The sequence below is a fragment of the Modestobacter sp. DSM 44400 genome (assembly GCF_900107175.1).
Classification (GTDB): Bacteria; Actinomycetota; Actinomycetes; order Mycobacteriales; family Geodermatophilaceae; genus Modestobacter.
Map to the genome: position 1 here is coordinate 1 of NZ_FNOZ01000145.1, position 1,965 is coordinate 1,965.

4 protein-coding genes are annotated in these 1,965 nt (G+C 66.2%); 1 reads left to right on the forward strand and 3 read right to left on the reverse strand.

Annotated features, from left to right (window positions below; all coding sequences use genetic code 11):
• From BLW04_RS25320 to BLW04_RS25330, 3 genes are all read right to left on the reverse strand, one after another.
• Positions 1 to 210: hypothetical protein (locus BLW04_RS25320; protein WP_139307045.1), on the reverse strand; the 210-nt coding region annotated here is incomplete at its 3' end.
• Positions 211 to 548: 338 nt separating this feature from the next.
• Entirely contained in the window at positions 549 to 941 is a 393-nt protein-coding gene (locus BLW04_RS25325) for a DUF302 domain-containing protein (RefSeq protein ID WP_091548404.1), read from the reverse strand.
• A gap of 43 nt (positions 942 to 984) precedes the next feature.
• Complete coding sequence (locus tag BLW04_RS25330) at positions 985 to 1,722, reverse strand: OBAP family protein (protein ID WP_091548406.1); 738 nt, start codon at positions 1,720 to 1,722, stop codon at positions 985 to 987.
• 130 nt (positions 1,723 to 1,852) lie between these two features.
• Here BLW04_RS25330 and BLW04_RS30000 point away from each other — a divergent pair.
• On the forward strand, positions 1,853 to 1,965 hold a 113-nt coding region (locus BLW04_RS30000; protein WP_139307046.1), incomplete at its 3' end, for a DUF202 domain-containing protein.

Genomic DNA, 1,965 nt, shown 5'->3' on the forward strand with positions numbered 1-1,965 from the left:
GCCAGTGCCGGACATCTGCATGTCGGCGAGGGGCATGTTGGCCAGTTCGGGATGGGCGCGTAGCGCGTCGCCCATGGTGGCGTGTCCATGCATCTTGGCCATCATCATCGACGGTTCAGTGGGGCTAGCAGATGCAGCAGTGGGAACCAGGACCATCGCGGTCGCAGCCATGATCGTCGTCGCGGTGAGCCGAAGCTTGGCCTTGGTCATCGAACACGTCCTCTCGGTACTGCCGTCTCGGCCAACTCGCTGGTCTGGTCATCTGTCACATCCCGGACGATGCCCGACTTGGCTCCGGCATACTCATCGATTACCGAGGACGGCCAAGTTGTGGCGCACGCAGCCCGTCGGGGGCCATATCGAGTCGCGGGATCCTCATGGCTCTTGGCAGTTGCGAAGCCCGGACACTGCGGTCGGGCCCACCCGCTGCGCAGCCAAGCCAGCACGGTGTCGGTGTCCCTGTGCACCGCTTGTTCCGCCCCGCCAGCTGGTCTTGGGAGGGATGAGGCGATCATCTGTCCCTGAGAAGCGGCCGATCAGCGCCGTGGTCAGTTGGTCGCCACGTGTTCCAGTGCGGCCTGGATGCGTTGTCCGGCCTCTTCGGCGATTGGGCGCAGCTGTTCGAGCTCGGGGACGGTGACCATGATCTGCGGGTCCAGGGCCTCCACGATGCTGCCGTCGCCGTCGCGGCGGACCACCACGTTGCAGGGCGGCAGCAGGCCGATCTTCCGGTCCACGTCCAGAGCACGGTGGGCCAGCTGGGGGTTGCAGGCGCCGAGGATGACGTAGTCCTCCATGTCGGCGTCCAGCTTGTTCTTCAAGGTTGCGCGGACGTCGATCTCGGTGAGCACTCCGAATCCCTGATCGGACAGTGCGGCTCTGGTGCGCTCCACCGCCTGCTCGTAGGGCAGGTCGACCCGGACGGTACGGCTGTAGTCCACGAGGAATCCTCTCTCGGCTTTGGCTTCTTTCCGCCGCGAACGGTCAGTGCGGCGGGTCACCGGCTGTGCTGGCATCGACCACTCCGGGCACCGGGGTGGTGCCGGTGAAGTCGTCTTTCATGTCGTCCACGCCGAACTGCGGGCGGGCGAACTGCAGCAGGCTCTTCTGCCGCTGCTCCCGCTTCTTCGCCACGTCGATGCCCATGGCCTCGTCGCGGTCGCGTTTGAGGGACTCCTGGCACCCTCCCTCGCAGTTGAACGACCACATCAGCTTCGGGTCGCCCAGCGGCAGGTCCATGCCCGGTTCGCCGTCGTGGCGGCCGGTGTGCCAGGTGTGCCAGGTCTTGCCGTAGGAGGTCACCAATCGCTTGAAGAACGCCTTCTCCGCCACGTCGGGGAGCCCTGGGGCGACCAGCTGACCGGAGAGCACCTCGAAGTTGTGCGGATGCCAGTAGGACCGCTCTTCCTCTGGCAGGGTGGTGAACAGCTTCTCGCTGACGATGTACTCCACCCCGATGAGGTTCGCGGTCTTGGTGTTGCCGTCGAAGAGCACGCACTGCAGCAGGTCGTCGTTGACCACCCGACAGTAGTGATGGGCCTCCATCTGCATCCCCGGCTCGCCCTTGGCGCAGTGGAACCCGACGACGTAGACGTCGAACCCCTTGAGCGGGGTGGTCTCCTGCAGCAGGTGCGCGCCCTGCTCCAGGACCGCCAGCCATGCGCCCTTGCCCTCACCGGCCGGCTGCACCGGGCTGCGCCTGTCCTTGATCAACGGATTCATGAGCTCCCGCCAGGGTTGTCCGTACATCCGGCTCTGAGATGACCGGCCATAGCAGGCGTGCCCGAGCCGAGACCGGGGCAAACCGGACAGCGAAGGTCGGCTTCGAGCGGGTGGCAAGAGGCGGGATTTCGTGGCGGATGAGGCGGGCGGCGGCAACCCGGGCAGGGCACGCGATCACCTGGCCAACGAACGCACCTACCTGGCCTGGCTGCGGACCGGCGCGAACGTCATGGTCGTGGGGCT